Below are 23,078 nucleotides of genomic sequence, written 5' to 3' on the forward strand. Positions count from 1 at the left end.
ACGGCAAATCTTAAAAACTGAAAACATCCTTATTGACATGGGGCATATTCACCGCCGCCGTTTTTATAATCTGATATTTATGCACTTTTACCTGGTTTAATACTTGTTCAGTTCTTCCTGGGTGGTTGTTCCAATTAGTTTGTAATACTTATCTAAAGCTTTGGAATCATATTGGGACGAATCCATTCCCCTCAGCATTCCAGTCAGGCCCTTTAACATAAGTTCTAAGTATTGAGGGTATTCCTCCTTATTTTTATCAATAAACCTGATTATATCTTCTGGTGTTCTTGCCTCCCTGAGAAATTCAACATACATCAGGGTAAAGTTATATTTTTCATAATCAGAAGCATCATTAAAGCAAACAGGGACGTTATTTCCATATCTTACTTCTATCAATGTATCTATTTTGTTAAATTTCTTAGCAAACTTTTCTGCCTTGTCCTTACTATCAAATTGTGCAAATTCAAAAAACCTTTTTTCCTGCTCATCTTTTAAGATTCTGTATTTTTGCCCCTTTAATTTTTCTTCTAACTGGGCGAAACTTTCACCGTCTTTAAAGGAATAAGAGCGCACAGAATAAATATCATGAAAAGTATAGTTTTCATTTTTGGTTATTTCAATGACAATCTGTCCCGGATTCTTGTATTCACTGACTTGAACATTGGAATAATCCTCAATCTCCACCACATACCTTACCATAGAATCATCCAGAGTCATAAGTTTATATACGGATTTTATAAATGCGCTTTCCCCTTCAGACCGTTTATAGTCTGATAAAAGGGTCACATCCGTTGTACCCGGTAATGCTACAGTGATACTCTGTGGATCTTTCTGATAGGTGGCACTATACCGGCTGGCCTTTTCACTGTTTGCAAAATTTATAATAAGCTGTTCTTTTCCCTCCTGTTTTTTTAAGAAGATCTCTCCCTTTGCATTGGTGACAGTTTGCCCACCTGATACTTCTGCTTTATTTACCTGAAATATTTGTACTAATGTTCCAAGAACGGGTACAGCCCTCATCGAATCTGCAAAAGCTGGAGAGACATTTATGCCCGCAGTAAAAACGCCTATACCAATTATAAAAACTGCTGCTGTTTTCAGCATATTCTTTTTTACATTATTTCTTTTTTCCATTTTTATTTTTCCTTTTTTTATTCCCGTTAAAATTGCCTCATCTAGTTCTGATGGAATAGAAATCTGCTCCTTAAACTCTTTCATAATCCAAATGTCCTTTCAAAATTCCCATAGCCCTGTAGTAGTTTGTTTTTATAGTACTTTCCGGCTTATTCAGCACTTCTCCTATTTGTTTGAAAGTCATATCTTCGTAGAATTTCAGAAGAATTATGCTTTTGTATTTCATGTCCAGCAAATCCAATGCCTTGACTAAGTCATAGTAACTCTCATCTAACCCCCCAGGGGCAATAACCTGTTCATCATGATTCATCTGAACATACTTTTTGTTCTTTCTCAATGTACTTATGGCTGTATTTATTAAGATTCTTACAAACCAGGTATTAAAGAACTCAGGATTTTTCAAACTTTTTATATTTGTATACGCCCTGCAGGTTGCTTCCTGTATAACATCTAAGGCATCCTGCTCATTTTTTACATAGCTGAAAGCTATTTTATAAAAATTTTCTTTTTTTCTCATTAAAAGATCTAAAAATTTCTCATCTGTAATTTGCTGCATTGTACGTACTTTGCTCCTCCTTTCCATAATTAGATAAATCAAGTCTATAAATAGTTTTAAATTTTTCAAAAAAACACTGTATCAAAACAAAAGGATTATTCTGATACAGTGTTTTTTATATTGTATTCTATTTATTTGTTAAAGTTCATGATGCTTTGGCTTGTTATATAAATATGCAGCAATAACTACAGTGACAGGTACTGCAAACAATATTCCTGTACTTCCTATAATCCCCTGAAGAACTTCTACTATAATCATTTCCATATTAAACAGATAAAGGGGATCTTTGTTGGAGGCAACAAGCAACAGAACCGTAGCAAGAGATCCACCAATATATGCCAGAATCAAAGTATTAGTCATGGTACCTATGGCATCTTTACCAATGTTCATGCCTGACTTAATCATCTTTTTAGCTGACTTATCCTCCATTGTTTCTGAAAGTTCGTTCATGGCAGAAGCAATGGACATGGCCACATCCATTACCGCTCCAAGAGAGCCTATTACAATGCTGCCCCACACAATGGCCCTCAAATCTAAAGGATGTCCACTATTGACATACATTAAAAATAAACAGTCTTCATCTACAATCCCAGTAATTCCCAAAACATGATTGGTAATAAGGGCAAGAATCCCGGCTACCGCCAGTCCCCCTATATTTCCCAGTACCGCACAAAACGTCTTTATATTCACTCCGTTTAAAAATGTCAGACTCATTAAAATGATAAATATGGAAATAATAATAGTGGATAAATATATATTCTGCCCACTTAAAATACCCGGAATATATACCATAAATACTGCTGCTGCCGTAAAAAGAAGAGATACGATGGTAGCAACACCTTTGGATCTTCCTATGAAAATAATAAGGCCCACAAACAGCAGGAAAATTACAATCATGTAATTGATTCTGTTGTAGTCAATAAACATCCATGATTCGTGTGAGTTTGACGGATCTGCCGCATAAGAAATAACGATGTTATCTCCTTTTTCAACGGTTTTAGGCTGCACCGCATACATGTAATCAATGTATTGAAGCATGGTGCGGACTTTTCCTTTATACGGGCCACTGGTAAATTGTGCTTTAAAATAGACACTTTTACTGGATACGGAAGAAGCACCATTATCCAGACTCACCTGGCCAACCTTTACATCTTCAAGACCAAGCACTTTTGCCCTGTAAAACTTGTCACTGGTTGTAAGCAGTTGCGCTTTCGATACATTTGCTCCTATATATACAAATAATGTAGACAAAATTGTTATAATTATTAATGTAATTACTTTTTTCGTAAAAAACTTTCTCATTCCTCAAACCCCCTTCGCCCTTTGATAAATTTGCAATATCTCCTGCCATAATTCATTACTTTAATACCTGTGCATTTTTTCTATCTTATATTCTCTGATTTGATTATATTCATAAAGCAAATGGAAGCAACTACACATCCAATACCCATCAGTTTCATCATGCTGCTTGCCTCATGCAGTACTGCAAGCCCAATAAATGCAGCCACAACGGTCTCCACCGAAGCAATGACCGAAACTCTTGAAGCCTCCAGTCCTTTTGCCAGGCCCTTCATATAAAAGAAATAGGAACCCACTGTAGGAATCAGCCCAAACCCAATAGCCGCTGCTACAAAATATGGATTTATCAGGTTTGTGATACCTTCCCATGGCTGCATAACAATCCCAAGAAATAAACATCCAAAGAAAAAGCTATAAAAAGAAATGGTCAGGGAATCATAGTTTTTCATAGACGTCTTCCCTAATATAGTCATCATTGCATAAAGAAAACCTGCCGTAACCCCCATAGCTGCTCCATATACAGAAAAATGAACGGATGTAAAATCACCCCCGGTTACTGTAAGAGTGCAGCCTATAACATTTAAGGACAAAGCTGCTACTTTTATCCAACCTATCTTTTCTTTAAAAAATAGCTTCGACATGATGCATACAAAGATTGGTGCGGTATATAAAAGTACCGATGCAGTGGCAACTCCCACGTTCTTTATAGCTTCATTATAAGAAAGATTAAACAGACCCTGAGAGAATACACCTAATGCTAAGCACATCAGAATCCCCTTTTTATCAATTTTAAACAGTTCTCTGCCTTTCATGGCATACATGATAGGAATAAGCAGGATAAATCCTGTCCCAATCCGCAGAAAGGCAATCAGGGCCGAACCGGCACCTAAAGATTTTAATATGGTTACAAATAAGCCAATACTTCCCCACAACATGCCTGCGACTAATATCATAAGATAACCTGTTTTTTGTTGTAAATTGTGTGTCTGTCTTTCCATGATTTAATCTCTTTTCTAAAAAATGCTCTTTTGCGATTATAGCACAAATTGATCTATTTTACGATACACTTCATTTTTTTCCACTTGAGTTTATCATTACATACTATTCTTTTTCTGATTGTTTGTTTCTGTAGTTTTACTATGGAATGGGGTCTCAAAGTGATTTATCTGCAATATACTATATTAGTTCAAGAGAAGGAGGATTTCACATGGCTCATATTAATCAGCTACCCGAATATAACTTAACTCCAGGGCAGTTAAACCTGTTATTCCGGTTAAGAATGATTTGGAGAGACATAGCAACTTGGATGAGAGCTTATTTAGTTTATGTGTTCCTGGATGCAGATCCAGAGCTTATACAATCTGCTAAAGAAAAACTGATGGAGCTGCCTATCACCTATGCAAATATTTTCAGACTATACTTCGGAGACGCTATGGCAGACCAGCATGCCATTCTAATGTCAAATTATATCAATCTGTTAATATCTCTTATTGATGCAACCAAAAGTGGAGATACCGACGCCGTAAATAATTACAAGGAACAAATCAATCAAAATATTCAAGACAGAGTAAACTTACTTACAGGGGTTAATCCTTTCTGGGAAAAAAATACCCTGACCAATTTACTGACTAGCTTTAATGATAGGACCATCAATGAGATAAATACATTTGCCAATAAAAACTATAGAAGCAATACGGATGTATTTAACAGCCTGTTGTCATTCTCAGATAGGATGGGAGACTTTTTCGCAGAAGGCTTGCTGAATTATTTTACTTTCAGCTCAAGAGAGCCAAGGACGCCATAAGAATTTCTTGTGAATGGCATTTGCTAAGTGTAAAAAGGATACCCCTTACTTTGTATGTAAGAGGTATCCTTTTGGCGTTATTTATGAATTTGTTTATAAAATTAAATTGAGACTATTTTATTAATTTCCCCTACTTTCTTGAGTTTTTGGATTAAATATCAATTTTGAATAAATTGGAGAAATTAGTTGACACCCCAACTTTATTATAATAGATTTTATTCAAAGAAAGGGGATTTTAAAAAATGGGTGTGAATGTTTATTGTGGTAAGAAGATAAAGATGAAAAAAAAATGGATTTTATTAATTATAATTATTATTTGTTTATTTTTTATATTTTTTATTGTAAATAATGAAACAATTAAAAAGGGTATAAACAAAGAAAATCTAAATCCACATTCAAATGAAGAAAAGTATATGCCCTCTTTAAAATTATTATATGAGGGTAAAATGAATGGTATTGAATTTGGGATCGGAACTAAGTATGATAAAATCATAACTCAATGGGGTAAACCTGAAGAATATAATGATTCTTTCATGGGCGGAATATTATTAAAATATGGCGATACCTATTTTCTAGTAAGCGACAACCAAGTAACAGGAATTTATTATACTGGTAACAATAAAATATATGGGGTTCAAATTGGTATGGAGCTAGAACAGGTGGAGGAAATATTAGGGAGTCCAAATGATTTATACACTTCACAGTATAGCGAGTTGTATATTAACGAACCTTTAATTCTTAAATATAAAGCCGACAAATATATAGTTAATTTTGAGATTAATACAGAAAATAAAAAAGTTAATTCTATTGCTATCTTTCAAGATTTAGAAAAATAGTTTTAAAAGCCAAGAGGCTACCGTACTTTTTTAGTACGGTAGCCTGTTTTTTCCTTTAGCAATTATTAATATATTAATTACTGAATGATTTACTGTACGATGAATAATAATCAACGATTGAATCTCCTAAAAATCCAAAATGCGTACCTTGAACTTCATATTGTGCTGGAAATTGATTAGGCGGTGTAACATATTGAACCGAAACTGATGATGCATTGTTAGCATTATTGGAAGTCAACGCTAATTTTGTTCCATTCATGTATGTAGTAATGCTGCAGTAAACGTTATCAACTTTCTTACTTGTAGTAGTCTTTCCTGAGCTTATTACGCTATATGTTGCTCCTGAAGTTGATTTTTGCAAAGAACAACTTCCAGAAACAGTATAAGAAGCTCTGTTTAGCTCCTTCATTGAATTTGCTTGTATTTCATTTAAATTAATATCAATTATTGTAGTTTCACCATTTTCATGTAAGAAACCAACTTTCGCAGTTTGTAAATCGTTATTAATTAAAAAGAGCGGTTTAAAATCCTCATCTTTATGATATTTTTCTTCTATTTGTCCAATGTAATATAATCTTATGAATTTTTGACCTACTTCCTGTGGAATATTTGGAAACATTCCATTTGAAACCGCAGACAGCTCTGAAACATCAAACTTGATCCAGTCTTCTGATTTAATTTCATTTTCTCCAATAATTTTATTATGTGCATCCTCCGTAATTTTCTCTACTTGCATGGTTAACGATTCCTGCGTATCTGTGGCATGAACTGTAATTGTTGGAATAAATAGCACCATTAGTGCTAACATAGTAACCCCTAAAAATTTAAATCTCATTTTAATCTCCTCCTCTTTAAAATAATTTTTTCTTTTGTTATGTCCTCTTTTTATACTCCTTTCTATATAATTATAAATACATACTAACATACCCATTAGTCTTATTATGTCGAATTTTAGACATAATGTTTTTTCTGTTTTATTTGTTAAGTTTTTTCCTTTAATTGTGTTTATAATCGTTCATCAACTCTACTTCCGATTCGCTAAAAAAAGGATACCCCTTACTTTGCAGGTAGAGGTATCCTTTTTCGTTGTTTATAAATTTGCTTATAAATTAGCCCAGAATCTTCTTTAAGTCTTCTTCCGGAGTGCTGATTGGAGAGATATTAAAATTCTCAACCAGGAAGTTTAGCACGTTAGGTGAAACAAAAGCTGGAAGTGTTGGTCCCAGGTAAATATTCTTTATACCCAGGTACAGTAATGTCAGCAAGATGCATACTGCTTTCTGTTCATACCAGGAAAGCACCATGGATAGCGGCAGTTCATTCACGCTACATCCAAAAGCTTCTGACAAGGCTACAGCAACCTTGATTGCACTGTAAGCATCATTACACTGTCCCATATCCATGATTCTTGGAAGTCCACCGATTTCTCCGATATTTAAATCATTAAATCGGAATTTTCCGCAAGCCACTGTAAGGATAACGGTATCCTCTGGAGTCTGTCTTACAAATTCTGTGTAGTAATTTCTGCCAGGTTTTGCACCATCACATCCTCCTACCAGGAAGAAATGTTTGATAGCTCCAGCTTTTACGGCATCAATCACTTTATCAGCTACGGAAAGCACAGTACCATGACCAAATCCTGTAGTCACCTCTTTACCGCCGTTTATTCCAGTGAATTCAGTGTCCTCAGAAAAACCACCCAGTTCCAGGGCTTTTTCTATAACCATAGTGAAGTCTTTGTTTTCTCCAATATGGACCAGCTCAGGATAAGAAACTACTTCTGTTGTAAAGACTCTGTCAGCATAGCTACTCTTTACTGGCATCAGGCAGTTGGTTGTAAACAGGATTGGAGCAGGAAGATTGTCGAACTCCTTCTGCTGATTCTGCCATGCAGTTCCGAAATTTCCTTTTAAATGCGGATATTCTTTCAACAAAGGATACCCATGTGCAGGAAGCATTTCTCCGTGAGTATAGATATTAATTCCTTTTCCCTTTGTCTGTTCCAGTAACTGTTTCAGGTCATACAAATCATGGCCTGAAATAACGATAAACGGTCCTTTTTCTACCTTCAGAGGAACAACGGTAGGTACTGGTGTTCCATAGGTTTCTGTATTTGCTTTATCCAGTAATGCCATACATTTTAAGTTTATTTCTCCTACTTCCAGAACCACAGGAAGCAGCTGTTCCATATTCCAGTCCTCTCCAATAACGAAAAGCCCTTTATAGAAAAATGCGTTTACCTCTTCATCTTTGTATCCAAGCACCATAGCATGGTAAGCATACGCTGCAACACCACGGATTCCAAATAAGATAAGGGATTTCAGTGAACGGATGTCTTCGTTGTCATCCCAAAGTTTCTTCATATCATAATTATCGTTACGGCCGCAAACTGACCCACATCCGGAACAGTTGGGCACGATTCTTTCTTTTTCTTTTTCAACTTTTACAATTAGTTCTTTAATGGTTTCGTCATTAAAGCTTACATTTGTTACCGTTGTAAATAAACCTTCTATCATAAGTTTTGTTGCAGCTTCTGTTGGTGAATTACCATCACATGCTCTGGCAAGCCCAATCAAAGCACCTGTCAGTTCGTCCTGTAAATTAGCAGTGTTTGCTGTTTTTCCACATACACCTGCATTTCCTGTACAGCCTGCACATGCTGCTGTCTGTTCACACTGATAACAAAACATTTTGTTTTCCATAACATACCTCTCCTTCATTGATTAAAATATTTATTACTCATATTTGTGTTTTAACTTATATACGAATTATAAAGAAAAGATAAGAATGGTTCTGTTGTTTTTACAACAAACAGGAAATATTTATTTTTTTATTTTAAAATTATTAAAAACTTTATTTAAAATATATAGAATGCCGGACAATCCATATCCTGCAACTAAGTTGATTTCAAATAGGATTCCACTGCCAATGTGCAGTGCATACAACAATGAAACTCCCACGATGATTGCTGCAAAACTGGAACCTACAATGATTCTTGTTCTTTTATCATTTTCCTCAAACGCATCTTTTAAGATTGCCTCCACGATGCCCCATGATGCAGCAACAATAACAATTGTTAGAAAGATATCCAGATAAGAAACCGGAACATTCCAGTTAACTTGCTGACTAGCTATTGCCGTTCGTATGGTTTCTGCAGAAAAGAAAATCATTTTAATCAGGACCAATATTGATAGGGATAAAAAAACGGTTTCAAATATTTCGGATATTTTTTCTTTTTTGCAACCAGGCTCCATTTCAGCTATAATATCATCACAAAACTTTTTGTAATCTGATCCAATAGCCTGGCTCATACTCTCACCCCTTTCTCTTGCAGACACCACTATGTCCAGTATATCCTGACGAACCAGTTCCTGATTTATCTCACTCAGTCGTGACCCTCTGAGATATGCTACAATCTGAGTCATATCCTTATTTTCATTTTCAGTCATCAGTTGTTCTTCTAATTGATTATTTCTTTTTCTTAATTCATCTGCATTCATTTCTCTTTTCCCCCATTAAATAAAGCATTTACAATGTCTTCAAGCTCGTTCCAGTTATTTTCGAACTCCTTTAAGCTTTCTGTTCCCAAAGGCGTTATGCTGTAATATTTCCGTTTTGGACCTATATCGGATTCTACCATTCTGGATTGAATCTGCCCCTTATTGTCCAGTCTTAGCAGTAAAGGATAAATTGTACCTTCAACGATTTCCGTGAAACCATACTCTCGCAGTTCCTGCACAATCTGATACCCGTAAGTTTCATTTTTGGATACAACCTGCAGAACACAGCCTTCCAGCACACCTTTTAACATTTGTGATGGTACCATTTTCTTCCTCCTTATCTATATTGCATTGCATAGTAGTTAGGTACATTGTATTGCAAAGTAGTCAAGATGTCAAGCGCTTCATAGCGAACTGCTAAGTCAACTAAAAAACTACTAACCTAATTTTTACGGTTAGTAGTTCTATAGATTTTTACTAAACAGACTATGTCTGCTTTAGCAGATTGCGCAGATTTTTATGGTTATACGGTCGTTTCACTTAATAATACTTTTATATATTCTATGGGAACTGCCATGCGCTTGGCCGTTTGTTCAACTGTCAGACCGCTGTCCACAAATCTTTTCGCAACCACAGCCATATTTTCTCCAACTTCAATAATATGCTTATCCAAGTCATAGAAGCGGACTACCCGCTGTCCCCATGCATGTTCTTTGAGATAATGAACATATTCCACACCGAAAGCTTTTAACCGATCCATAAAGTTGTCTATATCGTCTTCTTCAAAATATAGTTCCGCATCATTATTCCCATACAAAACCTCTTGTTCCTCCTTTTGAATAAAATCTTGCCAGCTTTCAGCCGTCTGTAAGGCAAAACCTCCTGTCAGAGTTACATTAGCACCTAAATCTGCAATGACTTCCTGATTCAGTAAATCATGATAAAATTTCTTTGATTGTTCTATATTTTTTACTGCAATCAAAGTACACACATATTTCATTGAAATTTCCTCCCATAATATCCTTCAAATACTCTTATCCAATTACCCTCAAGATGAAAACCTATTCTCACCTTTATCCATTATGACCGTTATTTTAATGCAATATAGATATCGATATCCGCATTTTCAGGATCTGAATTCAGATACTCTTCAAAATCCCCGGTAAAACTTCGGTCTAAATCCATTTTCCAGATTTCCTCCCATGATTCTGCAACAGCAGTCTCCATATTTCCATGAACAGAGAATTTTGCATATTTTCCTGCTGGTATGACCTTTACAGCCAGTCCTTTATTTTCTGCCTTTGACACTTCATTCCCAGCTGTTACACAGTAACTCTCTCCCTGGTAATCTGAATATAATCCAATAGCATACTCATTGACTTTATTTTTTATTGATTCGTTAATTCCCTCATAGTACAACTTCTCCCAAAGTCCTCCAATAATTTCAGTCATCTTTGGATCACTGTTTGATGTAACCGCACTTAACCCTACAATAATCTTTTCCTTTAATGTTACTACCTCATAATTCATTTTATATAACCTCCGATTAAATTTAATGTACATTTTGCACACCTTTTGATTAACTAATGAGGTCATTATAGATAGCATAATATGACAACTATACGTCATATTATAAATAAAACTTTAACATATTTTGCAATTTTTTTCTAACCTCGTTTCTAACCTCCTCTGGTTCCAGTACTTCACATTCATCACCAAAAGAAGCCACGTAACTGAATACCCATTGTCCTTTTGGGAACATGGTTTCCGCAATATAATACCCCTCCTCTGACAGCTGGAATTTAGAAAATTCATCATAAACCCGGTAGGCCATCTTTGAGGAAAGCTTTAATTTCAGATTAAAATAGTCTTCCTTAAAAATATTATCTTCGGAAAATATTTTAGCTGGTGTAGCAAGGTTAAAACCTTCTTCCAGGATGTTCAGTTCTTTTATTCTTCTTAATTTAAAAAAACGGTAATCCTTTCTTTCAACGCAGTATCCATATAGATACCAGCTTTGTGCTTTAAACCCCAGTTTCAGGGGATACACTTTCCGCAGTGTTTCTTCTCTCTTTCCACTGGCATACAAAAACTCCGCAGTCTTTCGATTTAAAATTGCTTGTTTTAGGCTGTCAAAAGTTTCATTTTCTTTATCTTCATGGGACCAGGAGCTAAAATCAATTTCAATCCAGTCTGCATTACCTTTTCCAAAAAAACTGCTTAGCTTTTGCAATGCAGTATCTTTTTCCTCGGGTTTAACGGAATTAACTGCATACAGGGAGGCCAAAATGTCTGCTTTTTCCTGATCCGTCAGCACCGTTTTATTCAGCACAAAACCAGGTAGAAGAGATATCCCCCTCCTTTACCCTTACTCATATAAACAGGCACTCCTACGGAAGAAAGTACCTCAACATCACGGTAAATGGTTCGCACTGAAACTTCTAGTTTTTCGGATAAGGCAGACGCAGTAATGCTCTTTCTGTCCAGCAATATATAAATAATTTGAAATAAACGGTTAATTTGCATACTTATACCTCATATAATTATTTAAAGGGGGTGTTTTTTTGAATACTAAATCATGGACTATAGCCGGAATAATATTTACTTTGATATTCGGAACTCTGCTGCATTTTACTTACACCTGGTCAAGTGGCAATCCGCTTGTGGCTGTTTTCAGTGCCGTAAATGAAAGTACCTGGGAACACTTAAAGCTGCTTTTTACCCCAATGTTTTTATTTGCCGTCCTGGAATATTTTGCTTACGGCTATGAACTGCCAAACTTCATTCCAGCAAAGTTTTTGTCTATTCTTCTTGGAATGTTAACTATTATAACAGTATTTTACACCTACACCGGTATACTGGGGGAAAATTTTCTTTTAGCTGATATTGGGACTTTCATTCTAGGTGTCCTTGTAGCCTATTTCTTTAATTATAAAATGCTTCAGACTGACTATTTTTCTTCCAGTATGGCTGTTTTACTGGGGTTAGTGGGACTTTTGATTCTGTTAGTCTGCTTTTTTGTATTTACCTTCAATCCACCTCATCTGCCACTTTTTCAGGACCCCAATTCTTTGTCTTATGGAATATAAACCTGGTTAAAATATATGGCAGCTTTAACAGCTGCCATATTTCATCTTATATAGTTAATAGTCCTTTAAATCGGTGGATATTTGGACAAAGGCAGGAAATAATATACCAGATTGCTGACCCACTTGTCTGGCACAATCGGAACAATCATTTCTATGAACAATCTTAAAGGAGCTTGTATCCCTCCCATTAATGAAAAATATAATAAAAACAAAATGATTAGTGCATTTATGCAGACTACCAAGCTCTTTAAAATTTTGTTTTTAAAGAAAAAACAAACCAATATGGAACCATAAAATCCTGACCACAAGTAATCATATGGATTCAATACATCGCTTATGCTGAACAAGGTAAAGGTTTTGATTACTAAAGCCGGTAAAATAAGGGCTACGATTAAACTAATACCCTTCAACAACTTATTATTCCGCAGTTTATCCATGTCTATTTTTTTATGATGTGCTCCACTCCCCTCATATTTCCACCATAGAGTTTCTCCCTGGTCAATCTGGGTAAATCCGCATCGTTCCAATATACGTTGGGAAGCATAACCATCCAGATCCGTCTCAGCAATTACATAAGATACCCCAGGCTGTTTCATTGCCCACTGGCACATGGCTTTAACGGCTTCGGTCATATAACCCTTGTGTTCAAATTCTTTTCCAAGGCCATAACCTATTTCCACCTGTGCCTTTTCATCAGGAATGTCCTTAAAATCGGCAGAACCTACTACAACCCGGTCACTTTTACGAATTAAAAACCAAAAGCTGTGAAAGAAATAATTTTCCTGGTCACTCTCTGTAACTTCCAGCTGGTCTCTGACTATATCAAGAAAAAAGCCCTCCATGGGTTCTGCCTTGTAACTGCAAGCCAGACTTTTTTCCAGTGCAGGAATATCTTCAACCCATAATCTGAGTTGTTCTGTATTTAATGGAATAATCTCTAACCTTTCTGTCTCTATAACCATTTTGCCCCTTTCGTTCTTCTAATCATGAATAAACCAATCATAAAATAACTATATTTTCCATCTGTAATTATATCATACAAACAGCAATTAGATATTATAATCAAGAATTTACTATTACATTTTACTTTTTAATATTATATTTTTATTGACTCTGACCTTACGTAATAGTTTATGATATATTTTATCAGGAGGAGGATTAAAAAATGATGACTGTTAATGAAGTGAGCAAACTGGCAGGCGTGAGCGTACGCACCCTGCATTACTACGATACAATTGGCCTGCTGCATCCAAGTGAAGTAACCGGTTCCGGATACCGTTTATATGATTATGCTGCTTTAGAGCGGCTTCAACAAATATTATTGTTCCGGGAACTGGAATTTTCATTGAAAGAAATCAAGCAGATATTAGATAGTCCGGACTTTGACAAAAATAAAGCATTGGAACAGCAGATTACAATGCTTCATCTAAAAAAAGACCACCTTAATAACTTAATCAGCCTCGCTCTTGAAATAAAAATAAAGGAGTAAGCACCATGAATTTTGACGCTTTTAGTACAGAAGAATTAGATAAATATGCTGAAGAAGCTAAAGCCAGCTGGGGCATACTGAATCTTATAAAGAATTTAAAGAAAAAACAGCAAGATATTCACAAAAAGATTGGAGAAATATAAACCTGATGTTGATGCAGAATTTTATTGAATTCGGCAAACTTTTAGAAGAATCTCCTGAATCACATGCAGCACAGGTGCAAGTCAGAAAATTGCAGGACACCATTACTGAAAATTATTATCATTGCACAAAAGAGATATTGGCGGGTCTTGGACAAATGTATTCTTTAGACGGACGTTTCATAGAAAACATAGATAAGACTGGAGGCCCGGGTACAGCGGAATTTGCTGGAAAAGCCATTGCCTATTATTGCACTCATTAACTATGGGAAAGGAGTTGTTGCAAAATGACTGATATTTTGCAACAGCCCTTTTTATACTAATTAGGATGATTAGACAGCCAAACTCAGACCACCAAATTCCGAATAGGAAGTGAGACAACGCAATTATAAGAGAATAAGTTTTTTGCTCGTATAATCATAAAAAAACAAAAAATACGGTAGCATTTTGGGCAAAAACTACCGTATTTTATGAAAGTTGAAACTTTATGGTAGCCATTTCAATGAAAAAGCTAACAATGTATCAAAACTAACGGGTAAAGATGCAAAAAGCTACCGAGATTTAAGTAAAAATGATAATCACGGTAGCATCAACAGTATAAAAGATTTCATGTACTCCCTTCTAGTAACAAGTCATTTTATTATTTCACTTGTCTACCTAGAAGAAAGCATACCATTTTGCAACAGCCCCTTCATTATTTTAATATAATTTATCCAATATATCATCAGAAATTTTAAATGTATGCTCCTCTGCTGGGAAACTTCCATCCTGAGTTTCACGAATGTATTCTGAAAAAGCTTCCTTCATCTGTTCTCCCAGATTGGCATACTGTTTAACAAACTTAGGTTTAAATCCACCGTACATGGATAGCATATCCTGATAAACAAGCACCTGCCCGTCACACCCATTTCCTGCTCCAATCCCAATAGTAGGAATTTCTAATTTTGCGGAAATCAGTGCTGCCAGTTTCGCAGGCACACACTCCAGCACTACTGCAAAAGCCCCTGCTTCCTGCACAGCCAAAGCTTCCTGCAAAATTCTCCTGGCTGCTTCTTCATCTTTTCCCTGTACCTTAAATCCCCCAAAAGCATTGACCGATTGAGGAGTCAGGCCCAGATGAGCCATAACAGGAATGGAAGCCTTTACAATGGCTTCTATCTGTGGGCAAACCTCAAGTCCACCTTCCAGCTTTACGCACTGTGCTCCCCCTTCTTTTACCAGCTTCCCGGCATTGACAACCGCATCATAAACGGAGGTCTGATAAGACATAAATGGCATATCCGCCACTACAAAAGTTTCAGTGCAGCCTCTGGTTACAGCCTTTGTATGATGTATCATGTCTTCCATGGTTACCGATAAAGTATCCGGGTATCCCAGCATAACCATACCCAGAGAATCGCCTACTAATATGCAGTTTATTCCTGACTGGTCCATAAGTTTTGCCGTAGAATAATCATAAGCAGTCAGCATAGTTATTTTTTGTTTGTTGTTCTTTTGTTCCTGCAATGTAGCCACTGTATTTTTCATTTCAATAGTACCTCCATGTCACTATAATCCCTATCTTTGTTCTTACTTCTTGCAATGGATATAAGATGCATTGAAAGAGCTTTGTATATCTCTTTTTGTTCTTCTGTTAATGCATTTATATGTTTGCCCACAGTCTGAATATCATTTCTTTCCACCGGACCCGTCAGTGCAGCTTCCGTTCCCACCTTAATGACCTGATTCATGTTTCCAGACAGAAGCGGTGCTAAGGCCCTCAGAGCTTCACTTTGAGAAAATCCACAATCCATCATCATCTGGATACTGATGTCAACAAGTCCTGTCACAAGATTACTTGCAAAAACTGCTGCTGCATGATAAACAACCTTGTCCTGTGCCTGGATTTGTACAACATCATTTCCCAGTTGTCTGATGAATTGAGTCATAATATGTATGTTAGACTGTTCTCCTTCAATTGTAAAAATAGCTTGTTTGAGTTTTTGGTAAGAAGTCAGCTTATCACTGACCGCAAAGAGTGGATGGATAGAATAACCATATGCGTTACATTGATTAATACCTGAAAAAATGGCTGACGTTAGCGAGCCACTACAATGACAAACAAATTTCTCTTTTATTGGTAACCCTTTTAGTTTTTCCCAGACGGTTGAGATTGCGTCATCATTCACAGTGACAAAAATCATCTCACTATCTTCTACTAAATTTTCCATGTTACTGTATTGTTTTGAACTTGTAAAGTCCGCAGCTTCTTTAGCTGCCAATGTAGCTTTGTCATAATAACCTATAACATTTACTTTTTTCTGATCTGAGCATTGCAAAATATGCTTTCCCAGGGAAACGCCTACTTTTCCTGCTCCAATAAATCCTATTTTCAAATAATCACCTCCTTTTTAAGGAGATACTGAGTCTGATTTCCTGATATCAGCCCATCTATGGAATATTAACTAAAACCATAGCCTGTGATTACTCAACATCAGATTTTTATTTGTTCATTTTTTTTAGGTATAGTTTCTTCTGAATACCATCCGCTTTTTATCATATATAACTTAAAAGCATTTGTAAATATGTTCCCATAAAAAAATGAGAGTGAATTTACTCCTCTCACATTTTTTTCTTAAATATCCATAAACAAATCGATACGATTATGATACTCAGTACGATAACCATTGGATAGCCATATATCCAGTTTAATTCAGGCATATGGGTAAAATTCATTCCATACCATCCTACAAGTAAAGTCAGTGGAAGGAAAATAATTGTTACCATAGTCAGCACTTTCATGACATCATTTTGCCGAATGCCGATTTCAGACTGATAAACCTCCTGCACCTGCATGGCATATTCTCTGAGTACCTGAGTCTCCCCCTGCAGTCTGGCAACACGATCTGCAAATATACGGAAAGTTGCTATATCGTCTTTTCCAAAAAAGTCCATCTCATTATCAAATAAGCTTTCTCCTAAATCAGTCAGCTGACTGTAGTAGCGATACATGCGGGAAATTTCTTTTTTCAGACCCAGCATCCGGTAATTAAAATCCTCCACCTCACGTTTTAAAATCGCTTCCTCCATCTTGGTAATGTCCTTTTCAATTTCCGCTAAATATACAACATCCTCTTCAATCAAAGATACCAGAAAATCATATAGAAAGCGTTCTACTGTATATCCTTTTCGGAGTTTCCCTGAGGTGATTCTTTCAATACTTTTTTTCACCAATCCGGTATCATCGATAAAAATCAGCTTATTTTCCAGAATATAAAAAGCAAAACTTATATTTTGACTTTTCTCCCTCTTGCGGGGTATATGAAAAGTTCCAAACAGAAAATCCGCATAACTTTCTAATTTACAAAAACGGATATTATCCCGATTTTGCTCCAGCAGGTAACTTGCCCGTATTTTCACTGCCTGCTCCCAATCAGTACTGGTAAACAGCGCCACTCCATCCTGCTTTTTCTCCCAGTCTTCAATAGTGGTTTCTTCCATTATGTCGTTTTCAATCTTATAATACATACATTTTCTCCTGCTGGCTGAAATAATTATTATTAGGGTTTCTTTTTTATATGAGTATTATAACCTAAAATTTCACAGAAGAAAATTGATTTATCACTTAACGGCAGTGTATGAACTTTCTATCATTGCGGCATAATAATTTAAAAGGAGAAACAATTATGATATATAATGATACAATTGAATTACTAAAGGAATGTAATGCTGGAATAAAAATGGCAATTGCTTCTATAGATGAAATCCTGGATAATGTGCATGACTCAAGGTTAAAACAAATATTAAATGCGTGCAAAATGGATCATGAAATTTTAGAAAAAGAAACTACGATACTTCTTGATAATTTTAATGATAGTGGAAAGGAACCTAATCCTGTAGCAAAAACCATGTCCTGGATCAAAACTAATGTAAAACTTTCTTTTGATGAAAGTGATCAGGCTGTTGCTGACTTAATTACGGATGGCTGCAATATGGGCGTAAAATCCCTTAACAAATTTTTAAATAAGTATAAAGCTGCTGAAGCGAATGCACGAATTTTAGTAAAAAAGCTTATTAGTTTAGAAGAAAAGCTTGCAGATGATATTAAGAGTTATCTGTAGAAATCTCTTTGTATAGTACAAGGCAGTTTGTTATATTCCGCCTTGTACTTTATTACACAAATTTCCTAATTCAATACAAGTGGCGCAACCAATATGAATTGGCTCTGTTCTATTAAATCCGTTAATCTAAATTGGTTATTTTAAATTTTTTTCTTTTTGCATAGTCTAAAAGATAAGCTTTATCTCCTCTGCAGCTGTTATAATAGCAGATAATTCTGCTGCTGTGATCTACCATATATTTATTTCTCTCCACCAAGCAGTCTTCCTTATATTGTTTATCAATAAGAATGACACTATCACACTGAGATAGTGTACTGTAGTACATTTCTCTGTCCTCTTCTTTCCAATTTCTCGCCTGCTCTTCATAAGGAACAATGGCAATTAATTTTACACGTTTTGGATTTTGCATATTAATTACTTTTTTCCTTAGAAGTACTAAATTTGCACACATAAGTTCAAATCCGTAAAGAGCACCAAAATAGAATGTATCCACATTATTTTCAATAGCATTATTTATTTCTTTATACATTCTCAGCTTTAACTCCTGAAGTTTTATTTCGTTTTCCGGCAACTTTGAACTACAATTTCCAATAAAGCAAATAGATTTATTATTCCTTCTCATATCTATGTCCCCCTTATTACCATACTCCATCCCCATTGTAACGAATAAACTCTATTTTAAGTGATTTTCACTTATCACCTCCTAACCCAGAATCATTATATAATATGGCAATAAACAAAAACTAAACCACTGGATTGTATTTTGGGGATTAGTGCTTCCTAATTTCCTGCATAAAAAAATGAAAGCATTTTTGTAATTTCTTACGCTGTACTTTCATTCTTTATTTTATATATTTCTTTAAATTCTACTTACTAACCCTTCGTTTCTTACTACTTCTCACTGCAAAGTCTCCATATCCTTCGTCACAGTTCTTCAATAACTCAAAAATCCATTTAGGCGGCTTTGTGCAGAATTCTTTTCCTAACATCTGTTTGTAATTCTTAAGCATTCTCACAGCTAGTCTTTTATTTCCGGTTACCATGCACATTTGAATCAATTGCTCATAGGCATTATCGTCACAATCATTTATTGATATAATTTTTAGCAGAATATCAATTGCTTTCTCAAAGTTATTATCATTGTTACACGATTCTAAAATAGAATAAAGGATTTTTTCAACTTCTATATCCATCCACTCTTTTACAAAGTTACACCATTCATAGTACTTGTTATTTAAATACCCCAATTGGTATTTTTTTATCAGCAGGTCTATATTTTCAAAGTCCATTTTATTTCCTTTTGTCTGGTTTAGTGCATCAATAAATTCCCAATAATCACTTATCACTTTATTTTTATTAATTTCATAAACACCGTATCTTTTAACTATTACATCCTCCAGATTGTATAATTTCAATTCAGATCTTATATTATAACAGGTAACATGCAGATTTTTAGCCGCATGGTCATAACTCATATCAGGCCATAAATCTTCAATTAATTTTTCCCTGGACACTGCCTTATTCTGTTCAACCAGATATATAATCAGTTCTTCACATTTTGATGTGCGCCATTTAATGCCTTCCTGAGTTTCACGTTGTACATAACAGCCCACACTTCCAAAGCTGTTTACATACAGCATGTTGTCCACATCTTCATTCAACTGCTTTTTATTTTTTCGTTTTATACTAATATTTATAATGTTTGAAATATCCTCACAGGTAACTGGCTTTAATAGATATCCTGACGCATATACATGAAATGCCTGAAGCGCAAAAGATTCATGGGCTGTAATAAATATAATCTCAACTTCAGGGTTTATAGACAAAATTTTTTCAGCCAGTTCAATTCCGTTCATATCCGGCATCTCTATGTCTAAAAAAATCAGATCTACAGAATTGTTTTCTATAAACCCCAGCGCATCTCCAGATACAGTAAAACTATCCAATAGTTCAATTCTTTTTTCATTTTCTATTAATCTTGAAAAACGATTTAAAGAAGCCAGTTCATCATCAATTGCAATTGCCCTATACGTCATAATAGTTACCCCCTTATATAAAACACTACACTAGTACCATTCCCTGATGTAATATACTCCAAATTTGAATCGCAAAAGGTTTTTAATCTGGTGTTTACATTGTAAATACCAATACTTCCATCTTTAACAGGTTTTTTTAAAAGATTGGCAATAGTCTCTTCAGAGAGTCCCTCACCATTATCTTCAATTTTGATTTTCAGTATGTTGTCCTTCTTTTTCTTTATTGAAATAGTAATCATATATTGTTTTGTACTGGATTTAATTACATGTTTAATGACATTTTCAGCTAAAATCTGGATGCTCAACGGCGGAATAAAGAATCCATCAGTATTATCCATGTCATAATTTATTGCTAAATTGTTAAATCGGCTTGCTTCAATTCCAAGATAGGCTTTTGTTATGGCTATTTCTTTTTCGAGAGGTATTAACTTGTCGGTATTAGAAAAATTCAGTGTCCCTCTTAAGAAATTTGCTATGGCAATAACAAGGTCCGAGGCCCGTACGGGATCTGTTTCACATAAATTCACTAAAGAATTCAGTGCGTTAAAGAGAAAATGCGGCTTAATCTGCGCATTAAGAAAAGCCATCTCATAACTCTGTTTAGACTCACTTAAAGATTTTATATTCAATAATGAAACAATCCTGGCTTTTAGTTCATCTGGATGAATGGGTTTCTGGATTATATCATTGGCACCTGCATTCAAAGCTAAATGAATGAATTTTTCACTGACTGGAGAAGTTAAAATCAATATGGGCAGCTCAATCATGCTAAATTGTTCACGAATCATTTTACATCTGTCAAAGCTTAAAGCATTGGTTATCACTAAATTTATAATAACCAGATCAATCTGGGAATAATTGTTCTTTATATTTAAAGCTTCATCGCTCAATGATTGTAAGACTATATGATAATTTTCTCTTGACAATACATGAAAAAGAAAATTTAAATTATCTTTATCGTCATCAATGATTAATATGGTTTGGGAACCATTTTGATTGTTTTGTGTGAAATTAATATCAATCTCTCTGCCGATTTTCTGATTGCAATTATTTTCAGAGGAATCAACGGTTGTAGACTCTTTTATTGCAGCCAGAGGTAAATACAGACATGTTTTTTTGAAGTTCCGATTTGAGTAACATTTTATACTGCCACCAAGCCCATCCACTAATTTTTTTGTTAAACCTAAACCCATTTCACTAAAACTATATGGAAAAGCATCATTCATACTTATAAACTGTTCGTCTAAAGCTTGCTTGATGTCTGGGCTTAAAGTATCATTACCCGATGTTGATACAACCAGCTCAATACAATTAATTTTTGGAACCAGAATTATATTAATATCCCCAGCATATAAATTAAGTAATGCGCTGTCAAAAATGCTTAGTATTATGTAAATTAATTTGTCTGAGTCTCCTTTGACAAATACATTCTGGTCAGGAACCTTTAAATAGATATTACACTTTACTTCAGAATAGATAAAACCATATACATTTACTATCCCTTCCAACAAATTTTTGATTTCGACTTCTTTTGAACTTTTTTCATTTTCACCATCATCTACCTTTACAATATCATTTATAGTAGTTGTTACTCTGCTTAGTCTTTCCAGTGAATCCATAAGAAATTTTAATTTATGCAGGCTCTCAAATGAGATTCTATCCTTTTCATCTTCTAAAATAAGCTTTAAAAAACTGCACATCATGAGAAACTGGGATTTAAATTCCCTGGATGTTTTTATAATTAATTCTTCTCTGAGTGTATTCACTTGATTAAGCTCTTCTGTCATCAACTCTACCAGTTGATGGTCTACTTTTTGTCTTTTAATTGTTAAAAATGCTCTTGCTAAAATAAACTGAAATGCAGCAAAGATAATAACATAATAATTATAATAGCCTGCAAAATAAAAATGCGGTGAATAACTTATTAACCCAAGCAATACTGAAAATAGACTCATTGCATATAACACTGTCTCTGAATTCCGTCTAAATGCAGTAAATACTATGCCCTGCAAAATATAAAAAAGAATAAACATGCACCCAAAAGATGCATAATAACTAATTAAATTAATGGTATAGGTTGAAAAATACAAACAAAGTACAGCTAGTATTGCAACAGAAGTTTCTATAGTGCCAACTATGTATTTATTGTAAACCGGTGGCATGATAGACACCATATATACTATAAAAAATAGTATACAAGTTAAAATTGCAATAGAATGTATCCTTTGAAAATCTAAATAGGATAAATACGGCATTATTCTATACAATAAATCTTCTCCATTTGTTGAAAACAACACTATTGATGAAAACCCATAAAGGCCACAATATAAGAAATTCAGGTTTCTGTTTATAAAAAATCCACCTAGCAAAGTAGCAGCAATAATAAATACCATGGAGATTATTATGGTTTCAATTAGTATATAGTCTTCCTGTACTGCCAGAATCTGTGATTGAGTGCCAAAGTAAACAGGTTTGATTATTCCGCCCAATTTAACTGAATGATAATTTGAAACCCAAATTGCTAAATCCAATACCGGTTCATTGTTTTGGAAAAATACTGAATAGCTTTTACTCTTTGGCTCATAATCAGTAATATCTTTTCCTACGATACCATCCTTTGAAATTTCCTTTCCATTAACAAAAATCCTATGTGCTACTTTGATATCATTTACTTTTAGCCCCAGTAGCTGAGATTCCTGCTTAGGATTCATGAGGATTTTCAGATGAAATGTCCCATACCCAAAAGCACTTTTTTTATCTGAAGAAATCCTTCCTTTCCAGTTGTCTGGTACATAAAATGGAACAAATTCGTTTTCCTTACTGAAATTCTTTGTAAACTGGTTAGGATAAAATTCCCACACTCCGTCCAGATTAATGGGTTTAGACTCTACAGCAATGTCATAGGCTCTTAAATCTATTACCCCATTCTCTACGACGATATGATTACCTTCAGAAGCTTTACTGCATCCTATAACATAAATGTACACTATAATAATAAATACTATAAAGCTGATTATAGGAACTACTACTTTTTTCCCCATATAAAATTTAGTCACCTTCCCACTAGAACTTCAATTGTAAAATCCTTTACTCTT

Annotated in this window: 25 protein-coding genes; 6 read left to right on the forward strand and 19 right to left on the reverse strand. The window is 34.8% G+C overall.

Features of this window, described 5'->3' with window-relative positions; translation table 11 throughout:
• Nucleotides 1–96 precede the first annotated feature (96 nt).
• The 4 genes from Ami3637_RS03705 to Ami3637_RS03720 all read right to left on the reverse strand — a co-directional run bounded on the left by Ami3637_RS03705 (nt 97) and on the right by Ami3637_RS03720 (nt 3,987).
• Complete coding sequence (locus tag Ami3637_RS03705; protein WP_162361375.1) at nt 97–1,218, reverse strand: hypothetical protein; 1,122 nt, start codon at nt 1,216–1,218, stop codon at nt 97–99.
• Nucleotides 1,205–1,651 carry a sigma-70 family RNA polymerase sigma factor gene (locus Ami3637_RS03710; RefSeq protein ID WP_162361376.1) on the reverse strand — a complete coding sequence of 149 codons (447 nt, stop codon included), beginning with the start codon at nt 1,649–1,651 and terminating at the stop codon, nt 1,205–1,207. The genes Ami3637_RS03705 and Ami3637_RS03710 overlap by 14 nt, the downstream gene beginning before the upstream one ends.
• Nucleotides 1,652–1,828: 177 nt before the next feature.
• Nucleotides 1,829–2,992: a YibE/F family protein gene (locus Ami3637_RS03715; RefSeq protein WP_162361377.1), complete on the reverse strand. Its 1,164-nt coding sequence runs from the start codon at nt 2,990–2,992 to the stop codon at nt 1,829–1,831.
• A gap of 80 nt (nt 2,993–3,072) precedes the next feature.
• A complete protein-coding gene (locus Ami3637_RS03720; RefSeq protein ID WP_162361378.1) occupies nt 3,073–3,987 on the reverse strand; it encodes a DMT family transporter in 915 nt (304 codons plus the stop codon).
• 209 nt (nt 3,988–4,196) lie between these two features.
• On the opposite strand from Ami3637_RS03720, the gene Ami3637_RS03725 reads away from it, so the two are divergent.
• Both Ami3637_RS03725 and Ami3637_RS03730 read left to right on the forward strand, forming a co-directional pair.
• Nucleotides 4,197–4,793, forward strand: a complete 597-nt coding sequence (locus Ami3637_RS03725) for a hypothetical protein (RefSeq protein WP_162361379.1) — start codon at nt 4,197–4,199, stop codon at nt 4,791–4,793.
• Between the two features lie 242 nt (nt 4,794–5,035).
• Entirely contained in the window at nt 5,036–5,629 is a 594-nt protein-coding gene (locus Ami3637_RS03730) for a DUF4309 domain-containing protein (protein WP_162361380.1), read from the forward strand.
• Nucleotides 5,630–5,702: 73 nt separating this feature from the next.
• On the opposite strand, the gene Ami3637_RS03735 is transcribed toward Ami3637_RS03730, so the two are convergent.
• From Ami3637_RS03735 to Ami3637_RS18245, 8 genes are all read right to left on the reverse strand, one after another.
• Entirely contained in the window at nt 5,703–6,464 is a 762-nt protein-coding gene (locus Ami3637_RS03735; protein WP_162361381.1) for a hypothetical protein, read from the reverse strand.
• A 274-nt stretch (nt 6,465–6,738) separates the two neighbouring features.
• Complete coding sequence (gene hcp / locus Ami3637_RS03740) at nt 6,739–8,331, reverse strand: hydroxylamine reductase (protein ID WP_202931085.1); 1,593 nt, start codon at nt 8,329–8,331, stop codon at nt 6,739–6,741.
• Nucleotides 8,332–8,451: 120 nt separating this feature from the next.
• On the reverse strand, nt 8,452–9,129 hold the full coding sequence (locus tag Ami3637_RS03745; protein ID WP_162361382.1) for a DUF1129 domain-containing protein: 678 nt from the start codon (nt 9,127–9,129) through the stop codon (nt 8,452–8,454).
• A complete protein-coding gene (locus Ami3637_RS03750) occupies nt 9,126–9,455 on the reverse strand; it encodes a PadR family transcriptional regulator (protein ID WP_162361383.1) in 330 nt (109 codons plus the stop codon). The genes Ami3637_RS03745 and Ami3637_RS03750 overlap by 4 nt, the downstream gene beginning before the upstream one ends.
• A gap of 197 nt (nt 9,456–9,652) precedes the next feature.
• The gene (locus Ami3637_RS03755) at nt 9,653–10,129 is read right to left on the reverse strand and encodes a VOC family protein (protein ID WP_162361384.1); all 477 of its coding nucleotides are present in this window, start codon (nt 10,127–10,129) and stop codon (nt 9,653–9,655) included.
• An 89-nt stretch (nt 10,130–10,218) separates the two neighbouring features.
• The gene (locus tag Ami3637_RS03760) at nt 10,219–10,659 is read right to left on the reverse strand and encodes a GyrI-like domain-containing protein (protein ID WP_162361385.1); all 441 of its coding nucleotides are present in this window, start codon (nt 10,657–10,659) and stop codon (nt 10,219–10,221) included.
• A gap of 100 nt (nt 10,660–10,759) precedes the next feature.
• On the reverse strand, nt 10,760–11,461 hold the full coding sequence (locus tag Ami3637_RS03765; RefSeq protein ID WP_330586808.1) for a helix-turn-helix transcriptional regulator: 702 nt from the start codon (nt 11,459–11,461) through the stop codon (nt 10,760–10,762).
• Nucleotides 11,455–11,655, reverse strand: a complete 201-nt coding sequence (locus Ami3637_RS18245) for a helix-turn-helix transcriptional regulator (protein WP_330586809.1) — start codon at nt 11,653–11,655, stop codon at nt 11,455–11,457. Before Ami3637_RS18245 ends, Ami3637_RS03765 begins: the two co-directional genes overlap by 7 nt.
• Nucleotides 11,656–11,693: 38 nt before the next feature.
• On the opposite strand from Ami3637_RS18245, the gene Ami3637_RS03770 reads away from it, so the two are divergent.
• Nucleotides 11,694–12,218 carry a DUF6512 family protein gene (locus Ami3637_RS03770; RefSeq protein WP_162361386.1) on the forward strand — a complete coding sequence of 175 codons (525 nt, stop codon included), beginning with the start codon at nt 11,694–11,696 and terminating at the stop codon, nt 12,216–12,218.
• A 65-nt stretch (nt 12,219–12,283) separates the two neighbouring features.
• Here Ami3637_RS03770 and Ami3637_RS18250 read toward each other — a convergent pair whose 3' ends face one another.
• Entirely contained in the window at nt 12,284–13,180 is an 897-nt protein-coding gene (locus tag Ami3637_RS18250) for a GNAT family N-acetyltransferase (protein WP_162361387.1), read from the reverse strand.
• A 203-nt stretch (nt 13,181–13,383) separates the two neighbouring features.
• On the opposite strand from Ami3637_RS18250, the gene Ami3637_RS18255 reads away from it, so the two are divergent.
• Both Ami3637_RS18255 and Ami3637_RS18260 read left to right on the forward strand, forming a co-directional pair.
• Nucleotides 13,384–13,707 carry a MerR family transcriptional regulator gene (locus Ami3637_RS18255; protein ID WP_330586810.1) on the forward strand — a complete coding sequence of 108 codons (324 nt, stop codon included), beginning with the start codon at nt 13,384–13,386 and terminating at the stop codon, nt 13,705–13,707.
• Nucleotides 13,708–13,774: 67 nt separating this feature from the next.
• Nucleotides 13,775–14,110, forward strand: coding sequence for a TipAS antibiotic-recognition domain-containing protein (locus Ami3637_RS18260; RefSeq protein WP_330586912.1), 336 nt, complete (start codon nt 13,775–13,777; stop codon nt 14,108–14,110).
• 436 nt (nt 14,111–14,546) lie between these two features.
• Here Ami3637_RS18260 and panB read toward each other — a convergent pair whose 3' ends face one another.
• From panB to Ami3637_RS03795, 3 genes are all read right to left on the reverse strand, one after another.
• Nucleotides 14,547–15,374 (reverse strand): 3-methyl-2-oxobutanoate hydroxymethyltransferase, encoded by an 828-nt coding sequence (gene panB, locus Ami3637_RS03785; RefSeq protein WP_162361388.1) that lies wholly within the window; start codon nt 15,372–15,374, stop codon nt 14,547–14,549.
• Complete coding sequence (locus tag Ami3637_RS03790) at nt 15,371–16,222, reverse strand: Rossmann-like and DUF2520 domain-containing protein (RefSeq protein WP_162361389.1); 852 nt, start codon at nt 16,220–16,222, stop codon at nt 15,371–15,373. Before Ami3637_RS03790 ends, panB begins: the two co-directional genes overlap by 4 nt.
• A 226-nt stretch (nt 16,223–16,448) precedes the next feature.
• Complete coding sequence (locus Ami3637_RS03795) at nt 16,449–17,354, reverse strand: magnesium transporter CorA family protein (RefSeq protein ID WP_162361390.1); 906 nt, start codon at nt 17,352–17,354, stop codon at nt 16,449–16,451.
• 158 nt (nt 17,355–17,512) lie between these two features.
• On the opposite strand from Ami3637_RS03795, the gene Ami3637_RS03800 reads away from it, so the two are divergent.
• Complete coding sequence (locus Ami3637_RS03800) at nt 17,513–17,947, forward strand: hypothetical protein (protein ID WP_162361391.1); 435 nt, start codon at nt 17,513–17,515, stop codon at nt 17,945–17,947.
• Nucleotides 17,948–18,068: 121 nt separating this feature from the next.
• On the opposite strand, the gene Ami3637_RS03805 is transcribed toward Ami3637_RS03800, so the two are convergent.
• From Ami3637_RS03805 to Ami3637_RS03815, 3 genes are all read right to left on the reverse strand, one after another.
• Nucleotides 18,069–18,569 (reverse strand): SLOG family protein, encoded by a 501-nt coding sequence (locus tag Ami3637_RS03805; protein ID WP_162361392.1) that lies wholly within the window; start codon nt 18,567–18,569, stop codon nt 18,069–18,071.
• Nucleotides 18,570–18,813: 244 nt separating this feature from the next.
• Nucleotides 18,814–19,983: a response regulator gene (locus Ami3637_RS03810; protein WP_162361393.1), complete on the reverse strand. Its 1,170-nt coding sequence runs from the start codon at nt 19,981–19,983 to the stop codon at nt 18,814–18,816.
• A gap of 5 nt (nt 19,984–19,988) precedes the next feature.
• The gene (locus Ami3637_RS03815) at nt 19,989–23,024 is read right to left on the reverse strand and encodes a histidine kinase (protein ID WP_162361394.1); all 3,036 of its coding nucleotides are present in this window, start codon (nt 23,022–23,024) and stop codon (nt 19,989–19,991) included.
• Nucleotides 23,025–23,078 lie beyond the last annotated feature (54 nt).

This window comes from Aminipila terrae, from assembly GCF_010120715.1.
Taxonomy (GTDB): Bacteria; Bacillota; Clostridia; order Peptostreptococcales; family Anaerovoracaceae; genus Aminipila; species Aminipila terrae.

Bases quoted from the DNA above. Each gene is read 5' to 3' on its own strand.
- Ami3637_RS03725 (WP_162361379.1), top strand. From the start codon at position 4,197: ATGGCTCATATTAATCAGCTACCCGAATATAACTTAACTCCAGGGCAG.
- Ami3637_RS03705 (WP_162361375.1), bottom strand. From the start codon at position 1,218: ATGAAAGAGTTTAAGGAGCAGATTTCTATTCCATCAGAACTAGATGAG.
- Ami3637_RS18255 (WP_330586810.1), top strand. From the start codon at position 13,384: ATGATGACTGTTAATGAAGTGAGCAAACTGGCAGGCGTGAGCGTACGC.
- Ami3637_RS03795 (WP_162361390.1), bottom strand. From the start codon at position 17,354: ATGTATTATAAGATTGAAAACGACATAATGGAAGAAACCACTATTGAA.
- Ami3637_RS03715 (WP_162361377.1), bottom strand. From the start codon at position 2,992: ATGAGAAAGTTTTTTACGAAAAAAGTAATTACATTAATAATTATAACA.
- Ami3637_RS03800 (WP_162361391.1), top strand. From the start codon at position 17,513: ATGATATATAATGATACAATTGAATTACTAAAGGAATGTAATGCTGGA.
- Ami3637_RS03760 (WP_162361385.1), bottom strand. From the start codon at position 10,659: ATGAATTATGAGGTAGTAACATTAAAGGAAAAGATTATTGTAGGGTTA.
- Ami3637_RS03750 (WP_162361383.1), bottom strand. From the start codon at position 9,455: ATGGTACCATCACAAATGTTAAAAGGTGTGCTGGAAGGCTGTGTTCTG.
- panB (WP_162361388.1), bottom strand. From the start codon at position 15,374: ATGAAAAATACAGTGGCTACATTGCAGGAACAAAAGAACAACAAACAA.
- Ami3637_RS18245 (WP_330586809.1), bottom strand. From the start codon at position 11,655: ATGCAAATTAACCGTTTATTTCAAATTATTTATATATTGCTGGACAGA.
- Ami3637_RS03720 (WP_162361378.1), bottom strand. From the start codon at position 3,987: ATGGAAAGACAGACACACAATTTACAACAAAAAACAGGTTATCTTATG.
- hcp (WP_202931085.1), bottom strand. From the start codon at position 8,331: ATGGAAAACAAAATGTTTTGTTATCAGTGTGAACAGACAGCAGCATGT.
- Ami3637_RS03745 (WP_162361382.1), bottom strand. From the start codon at position 9,129: ATGAATGCAGATGAATTAAGAAAAAGAAATAATCAATTAGAAGAACAA.
- Ami3637_RS03730 (WP_162361380.1), top strand. From the start codon at position 5,036: ATGGGTGTGAATGTTTATTGTGGTAAGAAGATAAAGATGAAAAAAAAA.
- Ami3637_RS03755 (WP_162361384.1), bottom strand. From the start codon at position 10,129: ATGAAATATGTGTGTACTTTGATTGCAGTAAAAAATATAGAACAATCA.
- Ami3637_RS03815 (WP_162361394.1), bottom strand. From the start codon at position 23,024: ATGGGGAAAAAAGTAGTAGTTCCTATAATCAGCTTTATAGTATTTATT.
- Ami3637_RS03805 (WP_162361392.1), bottom strand. From the start codon at position 18,569: ATGAGAAGGAATAATAAATCTATTTGCTTTATTGGAAATTGTAGTTCA.
- Ami3637_RS03810 (WP_162361393.1), bottom strand. From the start codon at position 19,983: ATGACGTATAGGGCAATTGCAATTGATGATGAACTGGCTTCTTTAAAT.
- Ami3637_RS03735 (WP_162361381.1), bottom strand. From the start codon at position 6,464: ATGAGATTTAAATTTTTAGGGGTTACTATGTTAGCACTAATGGTGCTA.
- Ami3637_RS18250 (WP_162361387.1), bottom strand. From the start codon at position 13,180: ATGGTTATAGAGACAGAAAGGTTAGAGATTATTCCATTAAATACAGAA.
- Ami3637_RS03710 (WP_162361376.1), bottom strand. From the start codon at position 1,651: ATGAGAAAAAAAGAAAATTTTTATAAAATAGCTTTCAGCTATGTAAAA.